The 24,919-nt window shown below is 67.2% G+C and carries 23 protein-coding genes; 7 read left to right on the top strand and 16 right to left on the bottom strand.

Annotated elements, in window-relative coordinates:
• The first annotated feature begins 170 nt into the window (after positions 1-170).
• The 3 genes from VXM69_RS18175 to gor all read left to right on the top strand — a co-directional run bounded on the left by VXM69_RS18175 (position 171) and on the right by gor (position 3,486).
• The gene (locus tag VXM69_RS18175) at positions 171-1,292 is read left to right on the top strand and encodes a porin (protein ID WP_034190325.1); all 1,122 of its coding nucleotides are present in this window, start codon (positions 171-173) and stop codon (positions 1,290-1,292) included.
• Positions 1,293-1,664: 372 nt separating this feature from the next.
• Entirely contained in the window at positions 1,665-1,889 is a 225-nt protein-coding gene (locus tag VXM69_RS18170; RefSeq protein ID WP_124610200.1) for a hypothetical protein, read from the top strand.
• A gap of 241 nt (positions 1,890-2,130) precedes the next feature.
• Entirely contained in the window at positions 2,131-3,486 is a 1,356-nt protein-coding gene (gene gor / locus VXM69_RS18165; RefSeq protein WP_367189978.1) for a glutathione-disulfide reductase, read from the top strand.
• Between the two features lie 81 nt (positions 3,487-3,567).
• Here gor and VXM69_RS18160 read toward each other — a convergent pair whose 3' ends face one another.
• From VXM69_RS18160 to VXM69_RS18110, 11 genes are all read right to left on the bottom strand, one after another.
• Positions 3,568-4,869 carry an FAD-binding oxidoreductase gene (locus VXM69_RS18160; RefSeq protein WP_034190327.1) on the bottom strand — a complete coding sequence of 434 codons (1,302 nt, stop codon included), beginning with the start codon at positions 4,867-4,869 and terminating at the stop codon, positions 3,568-3,570.
• 25 nt (positions 4,870-4,894) lie between these two features.
• A complete protein-coding gene (locus tag VXM69_RS18155; RefSeq protein WP_049033422.1) occupies positions 4,895-6,199 on the bottom strand; it encodes an FAD-binding oxidoreductase in 1,305 nt (434 codons plus the stop codon).
• Between the two features lie 99 nt (positions 6,200-6,298).
• Positions 6,299-7,891 (bottom strand): DUF3138 family protein, encoded by a 1,593-nt coding sequence (locus VXM69_RS18150; RefSeq protein ID WP_034190329.1) that lies wholly within the window; start codon positions 7,889-7,891, stop codon positions 6,299-6,301.
• Positions 7,892-8,004: 113 nt separating this feature from the next.
• The gene (locus tag VXM69_RS18145) at positions 8,005-8,844 is read right to left on the bottom strand and encodes an ABC transporter permease subunit (protein WP_034190330.1); all 840 of its coding nucleotides are present in this window, start codon (positions 8,842-8,844) and stop codon (positions 8,005-8,007) included.
• Positions 8,841-9,827 (bottom strand): ABC transporter permease subunit, encoded by a 987-nt coding sequence (locus tag VXM69_RS18140; RefSeq protein WP_034190331.1) that lies wholly within the window; start codon positions 9,825-9,827, stop codon positions 8,841-8,843. Before VXM69_RS18140 ends, VXM69_RS18145 begins: the two co-directional genes overlap by 4 nt.
• Before the next feature lie 10 nt (positions 9,828-9,837).
• Complete coding sequence (locus VXM69_RS18135; RefSeq protein ID WP_367189977.1) at positions 9,838-10,992, bottom strand: ABC transporter ATP-binding protein; 1,155 nt, start codon at positions 10,990-10,992, stop codon at positions 9,838-9,840.
• A gap of 188 nt (positions 10,993-11,180) precedes the next feature.
• Positions 11,181-12,296, bottom strand: coding sequence for a polyamine ABC transporter substrate-binding protein (locus VXM69_RS18130; RefSeq protein ID WP_034190333.1), 1,116 nt, complete (start codon positions 12,294-12,296; stop codon positions 11,181-11,183).
• A gap of 61 nt (positions 12,297-12,357) precedes the next feature.
• Positions 12,358-13,791: an aspartate aminotransferase family protein gene (locus VXM69_RS18125; protein WP_069245719.1), complete on the bottom strand. Its 1,434-nt coding sequence runs from the start codon at positions 13,789-13,791 to the stop codon at positions 12,358-12,360.
• 37 nt (positions 13,792-13,828) lie between these two features.
• Positions 13,829-15,166, bottom strand: coding sequence for a glutamine synthetase family protein (locus VXM69_RS18120; protein ID WP_034189111.1), 1,338 nt, complete (start codon positions 15,164-15,166; stop codon positions 13,829-13,831).
• Between the two features lie 30 nt (positions 15,167-15,196).
• Complete coding sequence (locus VXM69_RS18115) at positions 15,197-15,982, bottom strand: gamma-glutamyl-gamma-aminobutyrate hydrolase family protein (protein WP_034189112.1); 786 nt, start codon at positions 15,980-15,982, stop codon at positions 15,197-15,199.
• A gap of 283 nt (positions 15,983-16,265) precedes the next feature.
• On the bottom strand, positions 16,266-16,490 hold the full coding sequence (locus VXM69_RS18110; RefSeq protein ID WP_072437498.1) for a hypothetical protein: 225 nt from the start codon (positions 16,488-16,490) through the stop codon (positions 16,266-16,268).
• A 413-nt stretch (positions 16,491-16,903) separates the two neighbouring features.
• On the opposite strand from VXM69_RS18110, the gene VXM69_RS18105 reads away from it, so the two are divergent.
• Complete coding sequence (locus VXM69_RS18105) at positions 16,904-17,455, top strand: cupin domain-containing protein (RefSeq protein WP_034189292.1); 552 nt, start codon at positions 16,904-16,906, stop codon at positions 17,453-17,455.
• A gap of 83 nt (positions 17,456-17,538) precedes the next feature.
• Complete coding sequence (locus tag VXM69_RS18100; RefSeq protein ID WP_069707075.1) at positions 17,539-19,029, top strand: aldehyde dehydrogenase; 1,491 nt, start codon at positions 17,539-17,541, stop codon at positions 19,027-19,029.
• A gap of 58 nt (positions 19,030-19,087) precedes the next feature.
• Here the strand turns inward: VXM69_RS18100 and VXM69_RS18095 are convergent, their stop codons facing one another.
• Positions 19,088-19,288, bottom strand: coding sequence for a heavy-metal-associated domain-containing protein (locus tag VXM69_RS18095; protein ID WP_011353438.1), 201 nt, complete (start codon positions 19,286-19,288; stop codon positions 19,088-19,090).
• A 334-nt stretch (positions 19,289-19,622) separates the two neighbouring features.
• Here VXM69_RS18095 and VXM69_RS18090 point away from each other — a divergent pair, with 334 nt between their 5' ends.
• Together VXM69_RS18090 and VXM69_RS18085 are read left to right on the top strand one after the other, a co-directional pair.
• Positions 19,623-19,955, top strand: a complete 333-nt coding sequence (locus VXM69_RS18090) for a cupredoxin domain-containing protein (protein ID WP_011353437.1) — start codon at positions 19,623-19,625, stop codon at positions 19,953-19,955.
• Positions 19,956-19,967: 12 nt separating this feature from the next.
• Positions 19,968-20,804, top strand: coding sequence for an FTR1 family protein (locus VXM69_RS18085; RefSeq protein ID WP_124609006.1), 837 nt, complete (start codon positions 19,968-19,970; stop codon positions 20,802-20,804).
• A 106-nt stretch (positions 20,805-20,910) separates the two neighbouring features.
• On the opposite strand, the gene VXM69_RS18080 is transcribed toward VXM69_RS18085, so the two are convergent.
• The 4 genes from VXM69_RS18080 to glmU all read right to left on the bottom strand — a co-directional run bounded on the left by VXM69_RS18080 (position 20,911) and on the right by glmU (position 24,906).
• Positions 20,911-21,129 (bottom strand): hypothetical protein, encoded by a 219-nt coding sequence (locus tag VXM69_RS18080; RefSeq protein ID WP_034189115.1) that lies wholly within the window; start codon positions 21,127-21,129, stop codon positions 20,911-20,913.
• Complete coding sequence (locus VXM69_RS18075; RefSeq protein WP_034189116.1) at positions 21,129-21,581, bottom strand: hypothetical protein; 453 nt, start codon at positions 21,579-21,581, stop codon at positions 21,129-21,131. Before VXM69_RS18075 ends, VXM69_RS18080 begins: the two co-directional genes overlap by 1 nt.
• Positions 21,582-21,672: 91 nt before the next feature.
• A complete protein-coding gene (gene glmS / locus VXM69_RS18070; RefSeq protein WP_059558882.1) occupies positions 21,673-23,490 on the bottom strand; it encodes a glutamine--fructose-6-phosphate transaminase (isomerizing) in 1,818 nt (605 codons plus the stop codon).
• 54 nt (positions 23,491-23,544) lie between these two features.
• Positions 23,545-24,906 (bottom strand): bifunctional UDP-N-acetylglucosamine diphosphorylase/glucosamine-1-phosphate N-acetyltransferase GlmU, encoded by a 1,362-nt coding sequence (gene glmU, locus VXM69_RS18065; protein WP_124609004.1) that lies wholly within the window; start codon positions 24,904-24,906, stop codon positions 23,545-23,547.
• Between the last annotated feature and the right edge of the window lie 13 nt (positions 24,907-24,919).

Here is a 24,919-nt window from a genome sequence, read left to right as displayed (position 1 = left end):
CGTTGTGCGCGGGCGACAGTTCCGCGATTACCGCGCATTTCAATTTCTTTCAGCGATTGCACTCGTCATATGATTCAGGCCACATCGCGCGCGCCAAAAACGCGAGCGATCGCCACCCGGCTGCGCACGCGGCCGGCCATGAATGGAGACACCTACAAACAGGAAAGCTCATGAAGCAGACCACCCGACTCGCAGCCATCGCAGGGGGCGCCGCGCTCGCATTTGCCAGCCAGTACGCGGCCGCGCAAAGCTCGGTCACGCTCTGGGGCGTCGCCGACGCCAGCATCCGTTACCTGACCAACGCCAACGCCAAGAACGACGGCCTGCTGTCGATGACCAACGGCGCGATCACGAACAGCCGCTTCGGCATCTACGGCACGGAAGACCTCGGCGGCGGCCTGAAGGCCGTGTTCAACCTCGAAAGCGGCGTGAACCTGCAGAACGGCGCATTCGCCGACAGCGGCCGCCTGTTCAACCGCGCAGCGTACGTCGGCCTGCAGAGCCCGTACGGCACGGTGACCCTCGGCCGCCAGAAGACGCCGCTGTTCGACCTGCTGTCGGACACCTACGATCCACTCACGGTCGGCAACTACCTCGAAAACGCATGGCTGCCGGTGGCACTCGGCGGCGGCCTGTATGCGGACAACCAGATCAAGTACACCGGCAAGTTCGACGGCCTGACCGCGAAGGCGATGTACTCGACGGGCACCAACTACGAATCGACCGGCGCCGGCGGCTTCTCGGGCCAGATTCCGGGCTCGCTCGGCAAGGGCAATGCGTGGGGCGTGTCGCTGTCGTACGTGATGGGGCCGCTCAGCATCGCGGCCGGCGCGCAGCAGAACAGCGACAACTCGGCACGCAAGCAGACGATCTACCACGCGAACGTCGTGTATGCGTTCAGCAAGGCGAAGATCTACGCGGGCTACCTGCGTTCGAAGGACGACACCGGCTTCGTCGACAGCCTGCTCGCGCAGCAGACGATTCCGGTCGCGAAGGGCACGGGCCGGATCGACGACGGTCCGTTCGCGGGCGTGAGCTGGCAGGTCAGCGCACCGCTGACGCTGACGGGCGCGTTCTACTACGACCACATGCGCAACGCGATGACCACGAACGGCACGCTCGCGAGCGGCAACCGCTATGCGATCGTCGGCATCGCCGAGTACGCGCTGAGCAAGCGCACCGAAGTCTACGGCACCGTCGACTTCAACAAGACGAACGGCGCGGCGAACGTCGAGCTGCCGGGGCGCAGCAACCAGACGGGCATCGCGATCGGCCTGCGCAATATCTTCTGACGAACGTCGGAACGCATGCGCCGGCATTCGCCCGGCGCGCATCGAAGAGGCGCCGCGAGGCGCCTCTTTTTTCGATCCGCGACCTTCATACGCGCGCACGACTATTCGGTAATCGCTCCATTGCCGAAGTCCCGCGCCGTAAGCGATCCGTCGGCATTCCAGAACATACTTTTACAGTACGCGCGCAGGCTTTCCGCTACGCTGCGTGCATCGCCCGTTGCGTGCCGTCAGGCCCGCGCGTGCGTCGTTCCGGTGGCGCGCGTCGAGCGCGGCCGGCCAGGTGCGTAACTTGTGTATCCGGCGATGACAATCGCGGTCTGCCGGTTTTTTTCGTGGGACGATGCGCTCACGATTTTCTTGAAGGGGATGACGATGGGTATCCTGAACACCGTGGGTGAAATCGCCGGCGCAATCGCAGCCGTGGAAGGCGCGGAAAAGCTCGATCCGGATGCGGGCCTGCTGACCAAGGCGGCCGCGGCCGTGGCCGGCTTCAAGGGCGCCGAAGCGATCGAAGGCATGCTCGAGAAGAAGGAAGAGCAGCCGCAGCAGGCAGACGACACGCAGGCGACGGACGGCGGCGACACGTCGCAGGCATGAGCATGGCGGCCGGTCCGGCCGCGGGCGCGCCCTTCGCGCGCCCGGGCGGACCGGTGCCGCGCGGCCGGCGGGTCGGGCATGCGGTCGATCGGTGACGCATGGCACACCCGGCAGCCGGTTTGATCGGCGAGAGGCCACGTCTCTCGCCGTTTTTTATTGGGCGCGCGCCCGGCGCCGCGCGCCGCACGCATCCCCGAATCTTGCTATCGTCCGTTCATCCGAACTGCGATGAGGCAATGCGATGAATTTCGACTACGACCTGTTCGTCATCGGCGCCGGCTCCGGCGGCGTGAGGCTCGCGCGGATGTCCGCGTCATACGGCGCACGCGTCGGCATAGCGGAAGAAGAGCAGATCGGCGGCACCTGCGTGCTGCGCGGCTGCATCCCGAAGAAACTGCTCGTCTACGCATCGCACTATCCGCATGAAGTCGAGGACGCGAAGGGCTTCGGCTGGACCTTCGGCGCCGGCACGCTCGACTGGCCCGCGCTGATCGCCGCGAAGGATCGCGAGATCAACCGGCTCAGCGGCATCTACATCAATCTGCTGACGCAGTCGGGGGTCGACATGCACGCGGGGCGCGCGACGCTCGTCGATGCGCATACCGTCGCGATCGGCGGCCGCACGCTCCGCGCGCGCCACATCGCGATCGCGACCGGCTCGCGTCCGTCGTTGCCGCCGCGTCCCGGCATCGAGCACGCGATCACGTCGCGCGAGGCGCTGTCGCTCCCGGCGCTGCCCGCGCGCATCGCGGTGGTCGGCGGCGGCTATATCGCGGTCGAGTTCGCGGGCATCTTCAACGGCTTCGGCAGCCAGGTCGACCTGTTCTATCGCGGCGAAAAGATCCTGCGCGGCTTCGACGACGACGTGCGCCAGTTCCTGACCGACGAGATGACGAAGCAGGGCGTCGCGATCCACGCGCGTGCGGTGGTCGAGTCGATCGAACGCGCGGACGACGGCACGTTGAGCGTGCGCGTCGGCGATGCATGGCACGGGCCGTACGACCAGGTGCTCTATGCGACCGGCCGCGTGCCGAACGTCGACGGGCTCGGGCTCGAGCAGGCGGGCGTGATGCTCGACGCGCGCGGCGCGATCGCCGTCGATGCGTATTCGGCGACATCGGTGCCGTCGATCCACGCGATCGGCGACGTCACGTCGCGGCCGCAGCTCACGCCGGTCGCGACGCGCGACGGCGGGCTGCTCGCGCGCACGCTGTTCGGCGGGTCGCGCGTCGCGGCCGATCATGCCTGCGTGCCGTCGGCCGTCTTCAGTCAGCCCGAGGTCGCGACGGTCGGTCTGACCGAGGCCGATGCGCGTCACGCGCACGGCGAGGTCGACGTCTACCGCACGTCGTTCAAGGCGCTGCGCCATACGCTGTCGGGGCGCGACGAGCGCACGATGATGAAGCTCGTCGTCGCGCGCGACAGCCAGCGCGTGGTCGGCGCGCACATGGTCGGCCGCGACGCGGGCGAGATCATCCAGGGCATCGCGATCGCGATTCGCGCGGGCGCGACGAAGGCGCAGTTCGACGACACGATCGGCATTCACCCGACCGCGGCGGAGGAATTCGTGACGATGCGGCAGAAGGTGGCCGAGTAGCGGGCCCGGCGCGCATTCATACCGGCGCGTGGGCACCGGCGGCGTTCGCGCGCAGCCGTTCGTCGCGGGCGCGCATGCCGCTCAATGCACGCCGAACGCGTCGAGCAGCCGGTACCAGCTCATCGCGAGCACCAGCGCCGGCGTGCGCAGCGCTTCGCCGCCGGGGAAGTCGCGATGCCGGATCTTGTCGAACAGGTCGAAGCGGCTCGCCTGTCCGTCGATCGCTTCGGCGATCAGCTTGCCCGCGAGCGCGGTCGTGTTTACGCCGTGCCCCGAAAACCCCTGCGCGAAGTACATCGTCGGCGCGATGCGGCCGAAGTGCGGCGCGCGGTTCATCGTGATGTCGACGAAGCCGCCCCACGCGTAGTCGACCTTCACGTCCGCGAGCTGCGGGAACGTCTTCAGCATGTCCGCACGCATCGCCGCGGCGAGGTCGCGCGGTTCCCGCGTCGAATAGCTGACCTTGCCGCCCCACACGAGCCGCGTGTCGGGCGCCGGCCGGAAATAGTCGAGCACGAAGCGGCTGTCGCAGATCGCCGCGCGGGCGGGCATCAGCGCGGCGGCGCGCGCTTCGCCGAGCGGCTCGGTCGCGATCACGTAGGTGCCGACCGGCATGATCTTCCTCGCCAGCGCGGGCGCGAGCGTGCCGACGTAGGTGTTGCACGCGAGCACGACGAAGCGCGCGCGCACGTTGCCGCCGCGCGTCTCGACGACGTGGCCGCCCGCTACGTCGCGCACGCGCGTCACGCAGCTGTCCTCGTGGATACGCACGCCCGCGCCGGTCGCCGCCCGCGCGAGGCCGAGCGTGTAGTTGAGCGGATGCAGGTGGCCGCTGTCGGGGTCGTACAGCCCGCCGCAATAGCGGGCCGACTGCACGTAGTCGCCGAGTTCGTCGGCTTCGACGAAGTGGAAGCGGTCGTAGCCGAAGCGTTTCGCGGCGTCGTCGCGCCAGCGTTTGAGCGAATCGGCGTCGCGCTCGGTGTTCGCGGCGGTCAGGTAGCCGGGCACCAGCGCGCAGTCGATGTCGTGCTGCGCGATACGCGACTTCACGAGCGACAGCGTTTCGAGCCCCATGTCCCAGATGCGCTTCACGTCGCTTTCCGGCATGAACTGGCCGAACGTGTCGATGTCGCACGCAAAGCCGCCGATCAGCTGGCCGCCGTTGCGGCCGCTCGCCGCCCATCCGACCCGCGACGCTTCGAGCACGGCCACCGAATGGCCGCGCTCGGCGAGGTTGAGCGCGGCGGAGAGGCCCGTGAGGCCCGCGCCGATCACGCACACGTCGGCGTCGATCGTGCCGGCGAGCGGCGGGTGGCGGGTCGTATCGTTGGCGGTTGCCGCGTAGTAAGACGCGACGTGCGGCTGGTTGGCGAAGGTCTGCATGATCGGGAATACGGAGAAAAGGAGTTCAGAACAGCTCGCGCACGCGGTGGTACAGCATCCCGAGTTCGAGCGCGGGTTGCCGCCATGCGTCGCCGCCGGGAAAGCGCCGGTGACGCAAGCGTGCGAACAGGTCGAACGCGTGCGTGTCGCCCGCGATCGCGCCGGCGATCGCGCGTCCGGCGATGCCGGTGAGCGCGACGCCGTGGCCGCTGAAGCCCTGGACGTAGAAGAAGTTCGGATCGAGTGCGCCGAAGTCCGGCGCGCGGTTGCGCGTGACGTCGACGAAGCCGCCCCACGCGTGGTCGACGCGTACGTCGCCGAGCTGCGGGAACACGCCGACCATGCGCTGCCGGATCGCTTCGGCGAGCGCCGCGGGCGATGCGCCGGCCGAGTTCGCGCGGCCGCCGAACAGCATCCGGTGGTCGGCCGACAGCCGGAAGTAGTCGAGGAAGAAATTGTTGTCGCACACGGCTTCGCGGCGGGCGATCAGCGCGTCGGCGCGCGTCTGCCCGAGCGGCTCGGTCGCGATGATGTACGACGCGATCGGCGCGATGCGGGCGGCGGTCGCGGCCGGGAGAATGCCGCCGGGCCCCGCGTTGCAGCACGCCACGACGAAGCGGCAGCGCACCTCGCCCGACGGCGTGCGCACGACGGGCCGCGCACCGCGCACGATGTCGAGCGCCGGCGTGTGCGCATGCAGCGCGATGCCTTCGCGGCGCGCCGCGTCGGCGAGGCCGAGGCAGTACTTGAGCGGATGCAGGTGGCCCGACAGCGGATCGTGCACGCCGGCCAGGTAGCGTGTCGATGCGATGCGTGCGCGGATCTCGCCGGTATCGAGCCATGCGAGCGACGGATGGCCCCATCGCGACGTCGCGGCTTCCATCCACGCGCGCAGGTCGTCGATACGGCGCGGTTTCGTCGCGACCGTCAGGTAGCCGCGCGTGAAGTCGCAGTCGATCCCGTAGCGCGCGATCCGTTCGGCGATCAGCGCGACGCCGTCGAGCGACAGCGACCACGCGGCACGCGCGCCGTCGGCGCCGAGCTGCCGCTCGATCACCTCGTCCTTCGCGAAGCCCGTGATCGCCTGGCCGCCGTTGCGGCCCGACGCGCCCCAGCCGGGCCGGTGCGCATCGATCACGGCGACGGACAGCCCGCGCGCGCGGCAATCGAGCGCCGTCGACAGGCCCGCGAAGCCGGCGCCGATCACGCACACGTCGACGTCGATCGCGTCCTCGAGCACCGGATCGTCCGCCACCGGGCGTGCGACCGTTGCTTCGTAGTACGAGTCGCGCGCGAGCGCATCCGCGCGGCGGGTGAAAGACTGCGTCATCAAAACGTCTCCTTCGAAAAGGCGGCAAGCTGCGCGCAGCCACCCCTGAAAACGGCACGGGACGCCGTGCGCGCGGCACGGCGTCCCGCGTGTGCTGCGTCAGAACGAATAGATGAACTGCGTGGCGAGCAGGTCGTTGGACTTGCCGTACGAACCGTCGTTGCGCAGGAACACCTTGTTGTTCGCCCAGTCGTGCCGGTATTCGACCTTCACGGTGATCTGCTGGGTCGGATAGAACAGCAGGTCGAGCGCGACGTCCTGGCGTACCGCCCCCTTGCACTCGAAGCCGAGGCCGCCGCCGGCCTTCGACTGCGCGAGGCAGTCCGCGTCGACGCCGAAGCCGTTGCTCGGATCCATCCCGTTGCCGTTCAGCGCGATGCCGCCGCCGCCGCCGCCGTTCTTCGAGTTGGCGAGCAGGTCGTAGCGCAGCGTCACGCCCATGCGGCCGACCACCGGCGCGTTGAACTTGCGGTGCGCGAGCAGCGACAGGCCGTACCACTGCGCGAGCCCGCCGTTGAACGCCGCGTGCTGCTGCCGGCCGTAGTCGACTTCCGCGTTGTACTGAATATCGGCGAGCGTGTAGGTCGCGTCGAGTTCGCCGAAGAAGAACGAACCGTATGCGCTCGGTGCCGCCCCGCCCGGGCCGTAGTGGACGACGCCGTTGTCATCGATCGCGCTCGACAGCGTCTGCCTCCCGATGTTGAACGAACCGCCGATATCGAGCGCGCTCGACCACGTGTAGTCCGCGCGCGCGGTGAAGGTCGGCACCTTGTTGCTGGTGGTGATCGGATCGCCGAGCGCATTGGTGCCCGTCTGCGTGACCGAACCGTACGTGCGGTACTGCTCGTTGCCGAGGAAGAACTTCCACGCCCAGTTGCCCTTCGTGTAGTTCGCGCCGACACCGACGTAGCTGCCCGGATCGGAGAAATCGTACAGCAGGTTGTGCGTGAGCGTGAGCATCTGGTTCGACTGCTGCACCTCGTAGCCGCCGAAGCTCGGGATCAGGCCGGCGACCAGTGTCGTCGTGGCGGTGATCGGCACGTTGACGACCGCCGTGTTCAGCAGGTTGTCGGTGATCGAGCCGCGCGAGTTCTGCAGCAGCGTGATGCCGTTGCCGCGGTTCGGCATCAGCGTGATCTCGGCCGACGGCGCCATCGGGCCGACGCCGAACGTCTTCTTGATGTCGAGGTAGAGATCGCCGAACGTGCTGTTGAAGTAGTTGTACGCGTTCTCGTGGTTCGCGAACAGGAACGACGACGTGCCGGCCGCGCGGTTGTAGATGTAGGTCGGGTCGATGTAGCCCGTGACCGACAGGCCGGCCAGCGGGCCCGTGTTGGCCGCGTCGGTCAGCGAATCGACCTTCAGCTGCTGGTTCGCGATCTGCTGCTTCATTTCGCTGACCTCGTCGTTGGTCAGCGTGGCCTGTGCCTTGCCGTAATCCGGCGAGCCCGGATCGGCGGCCACCGCGACGACCTTGCCGCCGCCGCCCGTGCCGGCGCCTGCACCCGCGCCGGCAGTCGCGACCGCCGTGCCGCCCGGCTTCGCGGCGAGCTGCGCCTGCATCGCCTTCATCTGTTTCTGCAGTGCCGCGACCTGCGCCTGCAGCGCCTTGATCTCGGCGGATGTGGAACCGGCCAGCGCGATGCCCGGCAACGCGCCGGCCACCAGCAGGCAGATCAGTTTCTTCTTCATTGCGGATTCTCCTTGTCGTGCGCCTGTCAAATCGGGATCGAATCGCGCGCCCCCCCTGGGGCAGCGCGTCTTGCTTGTCTGCCGTGCTTGTTATCCTCGAAGCGGGTGGGCCGTCATGCCGCCGCGAACGCCGCCTTCAGGTCGGCCATGCGGCGCCGCTCGCGGGCGATCATCATCCGGTTCACGACGATCACGCCGATCGTCACGGCCGTGATGAACAGCGTCGCCAGCGCATTCATCTCCGGGTTCAGCCCCAGCCGCACGCGCGAGAACACCACCAGCGGCAGCGTCGTCGAGCCCGGCCCGGACAGGAACGCCGACAGCACCAGGTCGTCGATCGACAGCGTGAACGACAGCAGCCAGCCCGACAGCAGCGCCTGCGAGATCAGCGGCAGCGTCACCACGAAGAACACCTTCAGCGGCGTTGCCCCGAGATCGAGCGCCGCTTCTTCCAGCGACTTGTTCATCTCCTTCACGCGCGACTGCACGATGATCGCCACGTACGACACGCACAGCATCACGTGACCGATCCAGATCGTCAGCATCCCGCGGCCCTTCGGCCAGCCGAACATCTGCTCCAGCGCCACGAACAGCAGCAGCAGCGAGATGCCCTGGATCACTTCCGGAATCACCAGCGGCGCGTTGATCATCCCCGTGTACAGCGTGAAGCCCTTGAAGCGGCCGAAGCGCGCGAGCACGAAGCCCGCCCACGTGCCGATCACGACCGACGCGGTCGCCGTCAGGAGGCCGATCTTCAGCGACAGCCACGCGGCCGTCAGCAGCTCGTCGTCCTCCAGCAGCGCCGCGTACCACTTCAGCGAGAAGCCCGACCACACCGTCACCAGCTTCGACTCGTTGAACGAGTACACGATCAGGCTGATGATCGGGATGTACAGGAACAGGAAGCCGAAGGCGAGGACGCCCGTCGACAGCGGTTTGCTCGGCTTGATCATTTCGCTTCCTCCAGTTCCTTGACCTGGTAGTACTGGAACAGCGCCATCGGCACCAGCAACAGCAGCACCATCGCGACCGTCACCGCGGACGCCATCGGCCAGTCCATGTTGTTGAAGAATTCATCCCACATCACGCGGCCGATCATCAGCGTGTCGGCGCCGCCGAGCAGCTCCGGAATCACGTACTCGCCCACCGCCGGGATGAACACCAGCAGGCTGCCGGCGATGATCCCGTTCTTCGACAGCGGCAGCGTGATCCGCGTGAACGCGACCCACGGCTTCGCGCCCAGGTCGTATGCGGCTTCGAGCAGCGTCAGGTCCATCTTCACGAGGTGCGCGTACAGCGGCATCACCATGAACGGCAGGTACGAATAGACCATCCCGATGTAGACGCCCGCGTCGCTGTGGTACAGCCGCAGCGGCGTGTGGATGATGCCGAGCGCGATCAGCGTGTGGTTCAGGAGGCCGTCGTCCTTCAGGATCCCGATCCACGCGTACACGCGGATCAGGAACGACGTCCAGAACGGCAGCATCACGGCCATCATCAGCACGTTGCGGCGGTTCGGCTCCGAGCGCGCGATGTAGTACGCCATCGGGTACCCGATCAGCAGGCACAGCACCGTCGACACGGCGGCCATCTTCAGCGAGCTGAGGTAGGTCGCGATATACAGGTCGTCCTGCAGCAGGAACGCGTAGTGCGACAGCTGCAGCGCGAAGTGCACGACGCCGTCCTTGATCTCGACGAGCGACGTGTACGGCGGAATGCCCATCACCTGGTCGGCGAAGCTGATCTTCAGCACCAGCACGAACGGCAGCGCGAAGAACACCGCGAGCCACAGGAACGGCACGCCGATCGCGACGCTGCGGCCCGACGGCAGGAAGCGCGACAGCGCGGCGAAGCGGCCCGGGCGCGAGCGGCCGGCGGCCATGCTCGAGGCGCCGGCCGACACCGGCGTGGAAGGCGTGGAAGCAGAGGTTCTCATCGCGTCGCCCTCATTGCGTCAGCACGACGCCGCTGGCCGGCGACCACGACACGAACACGTCGTCGTTCCACGCCGGCGCGTTGTCGTTCATCAGGTGCGAGCTCGACAGGTTCGACACGACCGTCTTGCCGCTCGGCAAGCGCACGTGGTACAGCGAGTAGCTGCCCATGTACGCGATGTCGGTCACGACGCCGCGCGCCCAGTTGTGCTTCGAGCCCGGCTTCTCGCGCGACACGTGGATGCGCTCCGGGCGCACCGAGATGCCGACCGGCATGCCGAGCGGGCCCGTGACGCCGTGGCTCACGTACATGCGCGCCTCGAGGTCGTCGCTCTCGACGAAGATGTGATCGGGTTCGTCCTCGACGACGCGGCCCTCGAACAGGTTGGTCGAGCCGATGAATTCGGCCGAGAAGCGGCTGTTCGGGAACTCGTACACCTCGCCCGGCGCGCCGATCTGCACGATCTTGCCTTCGCTCATCACCGCGAGGCGGCTGGCCATCGTCATCGCCTCTTCCTGGTCGTGCGTGACCATCACGCAGGTCACGTCGACCTTCTCGATGATGTTCACGAGTTCGAGCTGGGTCTTCTGGCGGATCTTCTTGTCGAGCGCGGACATCGGCTCGTCGAGCAGCAGCAGCTTCGGGCGCTTGACCAGCGAGCGGGCCAGCGCGACGCGCTGCTGCTGGCCGCCGGAGAGCTGGTGCGGCTTGCGCTGCGCGTACTTGCCCATCTGCACGAGCGCGAGCGCATCGGCCACGCGCTCCTTGATCTCGTTTTTCGGCGTGCCTTCCTGCTTCAGGCCGAACGCGACGTTCGATTCGACCGTCATGTGCGGAAACAGCGCGTACGACTGGAACATCATGTTGACCGGGCGGCGGTACGGCGGCAGCGACGCGAGGTCCTCGCCGTCGACGAAGATCTTGCCGGCGGTCGCCGTTTCCAGCCCGGCGAGCATGCGCAGCAGCGTCGACTTGCCGCAGCCCGAGCTGCCGAGCAGTGCGAACAATTCGTTCTTCGCGATCGTCAGGTTCACGTTGTCGACGGCCGTGCTGTCGCCGAACTTCTTCACGACGTTTTCGATGCGCACGAACGCGTCGTTTTGCGGACGGGCCGCGGCGGCCGGTTGGGTCTGTCGTGCAGCAGCGGAAGAGGGTATCGATTGCATGGGAGTCACCATTCGTTCTTCACGGATTGCAGGCGTGAGCGTCCCCGCACGAGGCGCGCAACGCGACTCGCGGACAACGGCTCGTGCCGGATGGAACAGTGCGCGCGGCGCGCGCGGGCGGACGGAAGTCCGCGAATCTCAGGCGGGCAGGCGTGATGCGATGCCTGCGCCGCCGTAATGCATGACGATCAGTGGCCCGTCTTCAGCTGGGCCCACAGACGGTTCTCGAGGCGCAGGATGTCGGCCGGCATCGGCTTCATCAGCACCATCTTCTTCAGCACGTCTTCCGGCGGGTAGACGGTCGGGTCCTGCGCGACGGCCGGCGTGACGAACTGGTGCGCCGCCTTGTTCGCGGTCGGGTAGAACACCGTGTTGGTGATCGCCGCGTTGACCTTCGGATCGGACACGTAGTTGATCCACTTCAGTGCGGCCTCGGGGTGCGGCGCATCCTTCGGGATCACCATCACGTCGAACCACAGCAGGCCGCCTTCCTTCGGGTTCGAGAACTTGATGTCGTACGAACGCTTCGCTTCCGCCGAACGGCGGTGCGCGATGCCGACGTCGCCCGACCAGCCGAGCACGACGCACACGTCGTTGTTCGCGAGGTCGTTGATGTAGCCGGACGAGTTGAACTGGGTGATGTACGGGCGGACTTTCTTCAGGACTTCGAATGCGGCCTGGTAGTCGCCGGGGTTCGTGCTGTTCGGGTTCTTGCCCATGTATTGCAGCGTGGCGGCGAACACGTCGACGGCCTGGTCGAGGAACGACACGCCGCAGCTCTTCAGCTTTTCCATGTTGGCCGGGTCGAACACCAGCGCCCAGCTGTCGACCGGCGCCTTGTCGCCGAGCGCCTTCTTCACCGCCTGAGCGTTGTAGCCAATGCCGTCCGTGCCGTAGGCCCAGGGCACGCCGTACTGGTTACCCGGATCGGCGTCGGCAATCATCTTCATCAGCAGCGGGTCGAGGTTCGCGAGGTTCGGAATCTTCGACTTGTCGAGCTTCTGGTACACGCCGGCCTGGATCTGCTTGGCCATGTAGTTCGACGTCGGCACGACGATGTCGTAGCCCGAGCTGCCGGCCAGCAGCTTCGCCTGAAGCGTGTCGTCGCTGTCGTAGTTGTCGTACTTGACGTGGATGCCCGTCTGCTTCTGGAAGTTCGGGATCGTGTCCGGTGCGATGTAGTCGGACCAGTTGTAGACATTCAGCTCGTCGGCGCGCGCCGTCGGGCTGGCGACCGACGTGAACGCGGCCGCGGCGGCAAGGGCGGCAACAGAACAGGCTTGGCGAAGAAAGCTGGCACGCATGGTGGAATTCCCCTGGTTATGGCGGCGTGCGGCGCCCGCCGCACGCCTGTAGGCAAAGCCGTTACGAAATACCCAGTTGCTGGGCGGTTGCATCGACGGCTTTCTTCGCCTTCGACACGAGTTCATCGATTTCCTGGCGCGTGATCACGAGCGGCGGCGACAGCAACATCCGGTCGCCGGTCGCGCGCATGATCAGGTTGCCGTTGAAGCAGAAGTCGCGGCAGATCGTGCCGACGTCGCCGCCGTTCGCGAAGCGGCGGCGATCGGCCGGCGATTCGGCGAGCTGGAGGCTCGCGACGAGGCCGTGACCATGCACCTCGCCGACGATCGGGTGACGCGCGAAGGTCTCGCGCATCAGCGCCTGGAAGTACGGGCCGGTGTCGGTCTTCACGCGCTCGACGATGCCTTCGTCGCGCAGCAGCTTCAGGTTCGCGACCGCGACGGCCGCCGCGACCGGATGGCCCGAGTACGTGAGGCCGTGATTGAATTCGCCGTTGTCGATGATCGGCCGCGCCACGCGCTCGTGAATGCCGACCGCCCCCATCGGCACATAACCCGACGTGAGGCCCTTGGCCATCGTGATCAGGTCCGGCTCGAAACCGAAGTGCTGATGCGCGAACCATTCGCCGGTGCGCCCGAAGCCGCCGATCACCTCGTCGGCGACGAGCAGGATGTCGTACTTGCGACAGATCCGCTGGATTTCCGGCCAGTACGTCGACGGCGGGAAGATCACGCCGCCCGCGCCCTGGAACGGCTCGCCGATGAACGCGGCGACGTTCTCCGCGCCGAGTTCGAGGATCTTCGCCTCGAGCTGCTGCGCGCGCGCGAGGCCGAACGCTTCCGGCGTCTCGCCCGGCTGCGCTTCGCCGAAGAAATACGGCTGGTCGATATGCACGATGTGCTCGACCTTCGACGGCATCTGCTCGTGCATGTAGCCCATCCCGCCGAGCGTGCCGCCCGCGATGGTCGAGCCGTGGTAGCCGTTCTTGCGCGAGATCACGAACTTCTTCTGCGGCTTGCCCTGCACGCGCCAGTACTGGTGCACGAGGCGCAGCACCGTGTCGTTGCCTTCCGAGCCGCTGTTGCAGTAGAAGAAGTGGTTGAAGCCGGCCGGCGTCAGTTCCGCGAGCAGCGCGGACAGCTCGATCACCGGCGGGTGCGTGGTCTTGAAGAAGGTGTTGTAGAACGGCAGTTCCTGCAGCTGGCGATACGCGGCGTCGGCGAGTTCCTTGCGGCCGTAGCCGACGTTCACGCACCACAGGCCGGCCATCCCGTCGATCACCTTGTTGCCGTCCGAATCCCACAGGTAGACGCCGTCGGCCTTCACGATCACGCGGCTGCCGGCGCGGTTCAGCGCGCCCATGTCCGAGAACGGGTGGATGTGGTGCGCGGCGTCGAGCGCGCGGTATTCGGCGGTCGAGCGTGCCTGCGTCGCGCGCGGCGCGGCGGCCGGCGCGGCCGGCTGGATCCAGGCAGATTCGTTGCGGTAAGTCATGTTTCCTCCGTGATTCCGTATTCGGTTGCGCGCACGTTCAGACGTGCAGCAGCAGATGGCGGCGTTCCCACGAGCTGATCACGCGGAAGAACGCTTCGTATTCGGTTTCCTTCAACGCGAAATACGCCTTCAGGAACTTGTGGCCGAGGATCTCGCCGAGCGGTTCGCACGCGGCCATCAGCGTCAGCCCTTCCTCGAGGTTGCGCGGCAGCTGGTACGGCAGGTCGTAGCCGTCGCTGACGAGCGGCTCGGTCGGCTCCAGGCGCTGCGTCATGCCGAGATAGCCGGCCGCGAGCGTCGCGGCGAGCGCGAGGTACGGGTTGCAGTCGACGCCCGGGATGCGGTTCTCGATGCGCCGTGCCGACGGGCCCGAGTGCGGGATGCGGAAGCCGACCGTGCGGTTGTCGTAGCCCCACTGCACGTTGATCGGCGCGGCCATGAAGCGCGACAGGCGGCGGTACGAGTTGATGTACGGCGCGAAGATCGGCATCAGCGCCGGCGTGTACTTCTGCAGGCCCGCGAGGTAGTTGTAGAACATCGACGTCGCGCCGCCGGTTTCCGGCGACGTGAACAGGTTCTGGCCCGTTTCCTCGTCGACGATGCTCTGGTGCACGTGCATCGCCGAACCCGGTTCGTCCTCCATCGGCTTGGCCATGAAGGTCGCGTACATGTTGTGACGCAGCGCGGCCTCGCGCACCGTGCGCTTGAACAGGAACACCTGGTCGGCCAGCGACAGCGCGTCGCCGTGCATGAAGTTGATCTCCATCTGCGCGGCGCCGACTTCGTGGATCAGCGTGTCGATGTCGAGGTTCTGCGATTCGCAGTACTCGTAGATGTCCTCGAACAGCGGATCGAACTCGTTGACGGCCTCGATCGAATACGACTGGCGGCCCGTTTCGGGGCGGCCCGTGCGGCCGACCGGCGGACGCAGCGGCAGGTCCGGGTCCTTGTTCATGTCGACGAGATAGAACTCGAGCTCCGGCGCGACGACGGGTTTCCAGCCCTTCGCCTTGTACAGGTCGAGCACGCGGCGCAGCACGTAGCGCGGCGAGATCTCGACCGGCGAGCCGTCGAAGTGCACGCAGTCGTGGATCACCTGCGCGGTCGGGTCGACGGCCCACGGGATCAGGCGGATCGTCGACGTGTCGGGCACGCACACCATGTCGGGGTCGGTCACGCCGGTCAGCGAGCCGTCTTCCGGATATTCGCCGGTGACGGTCTGCACCATCACGGCCTGCGGCAGGCGCATCGATTCGCCGGACGTGAACTTGTTGCGCGGCGTGATCTTGCCGCGCGCGATGCCGGCCATGTCGGGGATGATCGCTTCGATCTCGGTGATCCGGTGCTGCTTCAGGAAATCTTCGATGTCTTGCATGTCTGTTCTCGTGGGTTTGGGGCGGCGCGCTCAGGCGAGCGCGGCGGCGGCCATGGCGCGCGTGCGGGCAGTGCGGCGGGCGCGGCAGGCATCGCCGAAGGCGCGGAAGATCGCGCTCGACAGCGGGTCCTGCGCATGGCGCCATTCGGGGTGCCATTGCACGGCGAGGGCGAAAGCCGGTGCGTCGACGACGCTGACGGCCTCGATCAGGCCGTCCGGCGCGACGGCTTCGACGGCGAGGCCGGAGCCGAGCTGCGCGATGCCCTGCTTGTGCAGCGAGTTCACGTGCACTTCGTCGCGGCCGCCGGCAAGTGCATGCAACCGGCCGCCGGGCGTCAGGCGCACGACGTGCGCGGGGCCGTATTGCGTGTCCATCGGCGCGTCGTCGTCCTCGCGGTGATCGGCGAGGCCCGGCACTTCATGCACGCGCTGGTGCAGCGTGCCGCCGCAGACGACGTTCAGCTCCTGGAAGCCGCGGCAGACGGCGAGCACGGGTACGCCCGCGGCGATCGCCGCGCGCAGCAGCGGCAGCGTCGTCGCGTCGCGTGCCGGGTCGTGCTTCGTGCCGGGCGCGCTCGGTTCGCCGCCGTACCGGTGCGGCTCGACGTTCGAATAGCTGCCGGTAAACAGCAGCCCGTCGACCGTGGCGAGCACGTCGTCGACCGACTGGCGCTCGCCGAGTGCAGGCAGCACCATCGCGAACGCGTGCGCGCCGTCGACGATCGCGGCGACGTATTTGTCGCCGACCGTGTGCGACGCGTGTGCGCCGATTTGCGTGAGGTCGGCGGTGATGCCGACGAGGGGTTTCCTTTCCATGACGTCTATCAGCTATCCAGAGGGTTGTTGCGTGCGGCTCGCCGGACGGCGCGAAACGCGGGCGTGCAACAGCCCCGCAGCCTGGCGCAAGGCGCAAGGCCGCTGGTGAATGGGCGCAACGGGATGGCGTGGCGATCCGCGCTGCGCGCGACGATCAGGCCGTCGTTCGTTTCATTGCGACACGCGACGCGGCAACGAATGCGCGAACGCGTTCCGTCACCGCACGGACCATGCGGTTGGCGAATCAGCGGATGAAACGAACGGCGTAAAGAAAGGAGAGGCGCTACGGCAGCAGCGACGCCACTTCGTCGGTATCGACGGCGACGAATGCGCGTGCGGATACGGCGTTGTGGCGCCGAACGGAACGACGAGACAGGATGGTGTAGATCGACAGATGCTGCAGGCGAGGACTATGCCAGCCGCAACTGCCATCGGAAGGGGATGCCGCGCTGCGCGAACTTCGCGCCACGCTACGATCCCACCTCACCAGAGGGCCACGGACTCTCACGATTACACTCGACTGGGTTGTTGAAAGTATTGAACACCCGATCTTTTCAACGCGCTGGGCGTTTAAAATAATCAAGGCGCCGGTTATGCGTCATTTACATTGATGGGCATCAATTTTTGCGTTGCAATAACGCTTTTTGCTGCCTGTGAAAACAAAATGACGCTGACCTGAGAGCCAGCATATACGAGCCAAAAACGGCGTCAAATGTTTTTTAACGGTCCTGCATCAGGGCTTTCCCGAGCAGTGCGAACAAAAGATTCGCAAACGGAATAGTCGGCGAGGTGTTCATTATTTCGAACGCCTTTCAGGGTTTTCCCCGCTGATCTGCGGCATAAAGTGATTAGAATATTCAACGGCTGTCCACTGCGTCGTTTCACTTTGTCATCGCACCTATCGTGTCCGAAACCGAATCGATGTCCACCGAAGTCGCCGAGCGCCTGCGCTTCGTGCGCAACAAGCATGGCCTGTCGCAGCGCGAACTCGCGAAGCGGGCCGGCGTGACCAACGGCACGATCTCGCTGATCGAACAGGGGCGCGTGAGCCCGTCGGTCGGATCGCTGAAGAAGTTGCTCGAATGCATACCGATGAGTCTGGCGGAGTTCTTCACGTTCGAGCTCGTCGAGTCGCGCTCGGTCGTGTCGCGTCGTGACGAGATGCCGAACCTCGGCAACGACACGCTCGCGTTTCATCTGGTCGGCGCGAGCGTGAAGGACCGCAACATGTGCATCCTGCGCGAGATCTATCAGCCGCACGCCGACACGGGCCCCGAGATGCTCGTGCATGCGGGGCACGAGGGCGGCGTCGTCGTGTCGGGCCGGCTCGAGCTGACCGTCGACGGCGCGACGTGGCTGCTCGACCCCGGAGACGGCTACTACTTCGAAAGCCGTTTGCCGCACCGTTTTCGCAATCCCAGCGCGGAACTGATCTGCGAGGTCGTCTCGGCCAATTCGCCGGCGACCTTCTGACCGCGCGTCATCGCATTCGCTGCAGGCCGGCCGCGCGTCAGGCGCGCGGCGCACCGCGAATGTCACAACATTGAGGCATCCTGATGAACAAGTTGACTTTGGCTGACTGGCAGGACAAGGCGGCGTCGCTCCGGATCGAAGGGCGCGCATTCATCGACGGCGCGTCGCGCGACGCGCACGGCGGCAAGACGTTCGACTGCGTGAGCCCGATCGACGGCCGCGTGCTCGCGAAGGTCGCCGACTGCGGCGAAGCCGACGTGAACGCAGCCGTCGCGGCGGCACGCCGGGCGTTCGACGCAGGCGTATGGGCCGGCCTGAACCCGCGTGCACGCAAGGCCGTGCTGCTGCGCTGGGCCGCGCTGATGCGCGAGCATCTCGACGAACTGTCGCTGCTCGAGACGCTCGACGCGGGCAAGCCGATCGGCGACACGACGACGGTCGACGTGCCGGGCGCCGCGTACTGCGTCGAATGGTTCGCTGAAGCGATCGACAAGGTCGGCGGCGAGGTCGCGCCGGCCGATCATCATCTGGTCGGTCTCGTCACGCGCGAGCCGGTCGGCGTGGTGGCGGCCGTCGTGCCGTGGAATTTCCCGATCCTGATGGCCGCGTGGAAATTCGGCCCCGCGCTCGCGGCCGGCAACAGCGTCGTGCTGAAGCCGTCGGAGAAATCGCCGCTGACCGCGATCCGCGTCGCGCAGCTCGCGTTCGAAGCCGGCATCCCGGCCGGCGTGTTCAACGTCGTGCCGGGCGCGGGTGAACCGGGCAAGCTGCTCGCGTTGCATCGCGACGTCGACTGCATCGCGTTCACGGGCTCGACGGCCGTCGGCAAGCTGATCATGCAGTACGCGGCGCAGTCGAACCTGAAGCGCGCATGGCTCGAGCTCGGCGGCAAGTCGCCGAACATCGTGCTGCCCGATTGCCCCGATCTCGACCGTGCCGCGCAAACGGCGGCCGGCGCGATCTTCTACAACATGGGCGAGATGTGTACGGCCGGGTCGCGGCTGCTCGTGCATCGCGACATCAAGGACGCCTTCATCGAGAAGCTCGTCGCGGCCGCCCGCGCGTACGTGCCGGGCAATCCGCTCGACCCGTCGGTGTCGATGGGCGCGATCGTCGACGGCATCCAGCTCGAACGCGTGCTCGGATACATCGAGGCGGGGCGCGGCGAAGGCCGGCTCGTCACGGGCGGGGCGCGCGTGAAGGAGGAGACGGGCGGCTTCTACGTCGAGCCGACGGTGTTCGAGGTGAAGCCCGATGCGAAGATCGCGCGCGAGGAAATCTTCGGGCCCGTGCTGTCGGTGATCGTGTTCGACGACGTCGACGAGGCCGTGCGGATCGCGAACGACACCGAATACGGGCTGGCCGCGGCCGTGTGGACGTCGAACCTGACGACCGCGCACGACGTGTCGCGCCGGCTGCGTGCGGGTACCGTGTGGGTGAACTGCTACGACGAGGGCGGCGACATGAACTTCCCGTTCGGCGGCTACAAGCAGTCGGGCAACGGTCGCGACAAGTCGCTGCACGCGCTCGAGAAATACACCGAGCTGAAGTCGACGCTGATCCGGCTGCGCTGACGCTGCCGTGTGCGGGCGCATCGCCGTGCGGCGGTGCGCCCGCCTTTCCGAGGGCGCGTCAGGCGGCGCGCAGCGCGGGATGGAAGCCGGCGGCCTCGATGATCGACTGCACGCGCTCGGCGCCTTGCGCCGATTCGACCTTGACGATTTTCGCCGCGACGTCGATGTCGAGCTTCGCGGCGGGATCGGCGGCCGTCACCGCACGCGTGATCGCATTGGCGCAGCCGCCGCAGGTCATGTCCTGCACTTCGAATTCCATCGTGTTCTCCTGAGTGGATGATTGACGAACCCCGTCAGCATGAAGTTTGCCATGGTGGGAAGGTCAAGCACTGTGTGCAGAATACCGCGCGGCCGATGGATGACGCGTCGGGCGGTGGTCGGACGAATCGGCGCGACGCCGCGCATGCCGGTCGGTGTTTGGCCCGATTGACCATGGCCGCGCGGCGTTGCGCGTCGGGAAAAGCCTTTCCGGACAACATGCCGTGAAACGATGTGGGGCATTATTTCCATATTGGAAACGTGGGCATTCGTTGTGGAAATGCGAATCGCTCTTAGTATCGATTCCCCTCAAGATCCGTTCTCCGTTTCCGACCATGAATCGTTTTGCTTTCGGCTTCGCGCTGGCCCTGCTGGGCGCATCGGCAACGTCCGCATTCGCTGCCGACGACGTCGTCAACCTGACCCTGAAGGACCACAAGTTTTCACCCGATGGCGTGACGATCCCCGCCGGCAAGAAGGTGAAATTCGTCGTGAAGAACCTCGACGCGACGCCCGCGGAATTCGAGAGCGACGACTTCAAGGCGGAGAAGGTCGTGCCGGCCGGCAAGTCGGTCGAGATCCTCGTCGGGCCGCTGAAGGCGGGCACCTACGAGTTCCACGACGAGTATCACGAAGCGCAGTCGAAGACGCACCTGACCGTCAAGTAAGCGGAAACCGACATGCTGTCGACTGCCCTGATCGTCTTTCGTGAAGTGCTCGAGGCCGCGCTGGTGGTCTCGATCGTGATGGCCGCCACGAAGGGCGTGCCGCGGCGCGGCTGGTGGGTGAGCGGCGGGCTGGCCGGCGGCGTGATCGGCGCCGGCCTGATCGCGGCGTTCGCCGACGTGATCTCGCAATGGGCGTCCGGCATGGGGCAGGAAGTCTTCAACGCGGGCGTGATGTTCGTCGCGACGCTGATGCTGGCGTGGCACTGCATCTGGATGAGCCGGCACGGCCGCGAGATGGCGCTGCATATGGGCGAAGTCGGCCGGGCCGTCGCGGCCGGCCGCCGGCCGCTGACGGGTCTTGCCATCGTGGTCGGCGTCGCGGTGCTGCGCGAAGGCTCCGAGGCCGTGCTGTTCCTCTACGGGATCGCGGCGGGCGATCCGGGACAGACGCCGCAGATGATCGTGGGCGGGCTGCTCGGCGTGCTCGGCGGCGCCGGGCTCGGCTATGCGATGTATGCGGGCCTGCTGCAGATTCCGCTGAAGCGCCTGTTCTCCGTCACCAATGCGCTGATCGTGCTGCTCGCGGCGGGGATGGCGAGCCAGTGCGTCGGCTTCCTGCTGGCCGCGGGGCTCGTGCCGTCGTGGGGCGACGCGATCTGGGACACGTCGTGGCTGCTCAAGGAGTCGAGCATCGTCGGCAAGGCGCTCCATACGCTGATCGGCTATACCGCGCGTCCGGCGGGCATCCAGATCGCCGCGTACGTCGCGACGCTGGCGGCGATCCTCGTGCTGGCCCGGCTCGTCGGCCGGCCGCGGCAGGTGGCGAGGCCGCCGCGCGCGACCGCCTGAGCGTTGCGGGTTCGAATGAAAGAAGGGGCGTCGTCGACGCCCCTTCTTTCATGTGCGATGCGTGAGCGCCGCGACCGTCACGGCACGCGTACGGTGGCGCGGCCGGTCAGCGGTGGCTGTCGATCCAGGCGCGGGCCCATTCGAGCCCCGCTTCGCGCGCCTCGTCCTCGGTATCGAAGACGCCGAGCACGCCGGATGCCTCGACCAGCTTGTTGTTCTGCGTGATCGTGCCGCTCGCCGCGAAGCGGTCGGGCTGCATGATCTCCTCCTGCTGCAGGATCGCATGGCCCCAGATCTGGTAGCCGTGGTAGGTTTGCGCTTCCATTATCGAGTCACCTCCGCGGCGCGGCCCTGCGTGCCGACCTGCAGCACGTTGCCGTCCGGCGTGTATTGACGCGGGATGTTGGAGAAGCCCAGCGCGTGCGTCTCGTCGGAGCCGGCCGGGTGCATCACCGTGAGGCGGCCCGGCGCGGGTTGTGCGACAGGGCGCGGCGCCGCCGGCGTTTCGGTCGCGGTGGCGGCCGGGTGATGCGGGCCGGCTTTCACGGCTTGCGCGACACGGCGCTTGTGCGGCTTCGCGGGGGCTTTCGGCGTGACGCTCGCGTGCTTCTCCGCGCTCTTGCCGGTACGCGCGTCGGCGCCCGTGCGCGCGGCCGGCGTACGGGCCGCCGGATGTCGTGCCTCGGGCGGGTTCCAGACCTCGACGTAATGCTCGGCGGCCCAGCCCGTCGACGCGAACGTCAGCGCCAGCAATCCGCATCCAATCAGTCTTACCATTGTCTCTCCGTCTTCGACCTGGCCGAATGGCCTGCTTCGCACCGCGGCGCGATGGGGGTGGCCCGGCGCGGGCCATCCCGGTCGTCCTGCGTTACTCCACCGTCACCGATTTCGCGAGGTTCCGCGGTTTGTCGACGTCGGTGCCGCGCGCGCACGCGGTGTGATATGCGAGCAGCTGCAGCGGCACGACGTGCAGGATCGGCGACAGCTGCCCGTAGTGTTCCGGCATCCGGATCACGTGCAGGCCGTCGTCGTTGACGATCTGCGTATCGGCATCGGCGAACACGTACAGCTCGCCGCCGCGCGCGCGCACTTCCTGCATGTTCGACTTCAGTTTCTCGAGCAGCGTGTCGTTCGGCGCGACCGTGACGACCGGCATCGCTTCCGTGACGAGCGCGAGCGGCCCGTGCTTCAGTTCGCCGGCCGGATAGGCCTCGGCGTGGATGTACGAGATTTCCTTCAGCTTCAGCGCGCCTTCCAGCGCGATCGGGTAGTGCAGCCCGCGGCCGAGGAACAGCGCGTTTTCCTTGCGCGCGAACTCCTCCGACCACGCGATGATCTGCGGCTCGAGCGCGAGCACGCTGTTCAGCGCGGCCGGCAGGTGGCGCAGCTCCTTCAGGAATTGCGCTTCCTGCGCGGCGTCGACGTGCCCGCGCAGCTTGCCGAGCGTCGCGGCCAGCACGAACAGCGCGACGAGCTGCGTCGTGAACGCCTTCGTCGATGCGACGCCGATCTCGGTGCCCGCATGCGTGAGGAACTGCATTTCCGTCAGGCGCACCATCGCGCTCGTCGCGACGTTGCACACCGCGAGCGTGTGCGTGTGGCCGAGCGACTGCGCGTGCTTGAGCGCCGCGAGCGTGTCGGCCGTCTCGCCCGACTGCGAGATCACGAGCACGAGCTGGCGCGGGTTCGGCACCGATTCGCGGTAGCGGTATTCGCTCGCGATCTCGACCTGCGTCGGGATCTTCGCGATCGATTCGAGCCAGTACTTCGCGGTGAGGCCCGAGTAGTAGCTCGTGCCGCAGGCGAGGATCAGCAGGCTGTCGATCTCCGCGAACGCGGCGGGCGCGGCGTCGCCGAACAGCGTCGCGTCGAAGGCTTCCGTCTGCGGCACGGTATCGCTGATCGCGCGCGGCTGCTCGAAGATTTCCTTCTGCATGAAGTGGCGATAGGGGCCGAGCTCGACCGCGCCGCCGTACGCGCTGACCACGCGGATCTCGCGCTGCACGGTGGCGCCGTGACGATCGACGATCGTCACGCCGTCGAGCGACAGCTCGCACACGTCGCCTTCCTCGAGGAACGTGAAGCGGTCGGTGCTGCCCGCGAGCGCGAGCGCATCGGACGCGAGGAAGTTCTCGCCGTCGCCGTGGCCGACGACGAGCGGCGAACCCTGGCGCGCGCCGACGACGGTATGCGGCTGGTCCTTGTGGATCACGGCGATCGCGTACGCGCCGTGCAGTTGCTGCACGGCTTCGCGCACGGCGTCGAACAGGTTGCCGCGATACAGGCTGTGCACGAGGTGCGCGATCACCTCGGTGTCGGTCTGCGACACGAATTCGTAGCCCTTCGCGCGCAGCGCCTCGCGCAGCGGCTCGAAGTTCTCGATGATGCCGTTGTGCACGAGCGCCAGTGCGTTCGACGAGAAGATCGGGTGCGCGTTGTGCGTGACGGGCGCGCCGTGCGTCGCCCAGCGCGTGTGCGCGACGCCCGTCGTGCCTTCGAGATGCGACTCGCGCACCTGCGTGTCGAGATCGGCGACGCGCGCGACGCTGCGCGCGCGCTTCGGCGCGCCCGGCTCGAGCACGGCGACGCCGCACGAGTCGTAGCCACGGTATTCGAGGCGCCGCAATCCTTCGATCAGCACCGGAACGATATTACGCTGCGCAACTGCGCCGACAATGCCGCACATGAATGGTCAATCCTGTAAGTCGACGCGGGCGCCGCCGGGGCGCCCGCAAAAGGTTCAGCTCTTCTTCTTGACCGGGCGGACGTAGCCGCTCTTCGCGGTCTGGGTCTTCTCGTTCAACGCGAGCAGGCCGTCGGCCACGTCCTTCCAGATCGTCGTGCCGGCGGCGATCGTCACGCCGCGGCCGACGCGCACGGGCGCGACGAGCTGCGTGTCGGAGCCGACGAACACGTCGTCCTCGATCACGGTGCGGAACTTGTTCGCACCGTCGTAGTTGCAGGTGATCGTGCCCGCGCCGATGTTCACGCGCGCGCCGATGTCGGCGTCGCCGATGTAGGTGAGGTGGTTCGCCTTCGAGCCGTGGCCGATCACCGCGTTCTTCACCTCGACGAAGTTGCCGACGTGCGCTTCGTCCGCGAGCTGCGCGCCGGGGCGCAGCCGCGCGTACGGGCCGATCACGGTGTGCGCGCCGAGCTCGGCGCCGTCGATGTGCGTGAACGCGTCGATGCGCGTGCCGGTGCCGACCGACGCGTTGCGGATCACGCAGTTCGCGCCGATCGTCACGTTGTCGGCGAGCGTCACGTTGCCTTCGAACACGCAGTTCACGTCGATCGACACGTCGCGGCCGCAGCGCAGCGTGCCGCGCACGTCGAGGCGCGCCGGATCGGCGAGCGTGACGCCGTCGGCGAGCAGCGCGTCCGCGACGTTGCGCTGGTGGATCCGCTCGAGTTCCGCGAGCTGTGCCTTGCTGTTGACGCCGAGCGTTTCCCAGTCCTCGTCGGGCTGCGACGTGACGACCTCGAAGCCGGCCTCGATCGCGAGTTCGACGACGTCGGTCAGGTAGTACTCGCCCTGCGCGTTCTCGTTCTTCAGCGCGCCGAGCCACATCGACAGCTGGGCCGTCGGCGTGACGATGATGCCCGTGTTGATCTCGGCGATCCTCAGCTCGTCCGGCGAGGCGTCCTTCTGCTCGACGATGCGCGTGACGAAGCCCGACGCATCGCGCACGATGCGGCCATAGCCGGTCGGATCGTCGAGCGTGACGGTCAGAATCCCGTAGCGGCCCTCGCGCGCGGCATCGACGAGGCGCTGCAGCGTCGACGCGCGCGTGAGCGGCACGTCGCCGTACAGCACGAGCGTCGGTTGCGCGGGATCGAGGAGCGGCAGGGCCTGGCGCACCGCGTGGCCGGTGCCGAGCTGCTCGGCCTGCACCGCGAACTGGACATCGGGCGCGGCGACGGCGGCTTCGACCTGCTCGGCACCGTGACCGACGACGACGACCAGCCGGGACGGCTGCAGCGTGCGCGCGGTGTCGATGACGTGGGAGAGAAGCGGCCTGCCGGCCAGGGGGTGAAGCACTTTCGGCAGCGCGGAACGCATGCGCTTGCCGGTGCCTGCCGCCAAAATCACGATATTCATGGCGCCAGCTTGT

It is taken from the genome of Burkholderia sp. Ed8, from assembly GCF_040761425.1.
In the GTDB taxonomy this organism is placed as follows: domain Bacteria; phylum Pseudomonadota; class Gammaproteobacteria; order Burkholderiales; family Burkholderiaceae; genus Burkholderia; species Burkholderia seminalis.
The sequence above is the reverse complement of the archived record's forward strand: the minus strand, read 5'-3'. Positions and strand labels throughout refer to the sequence as shown.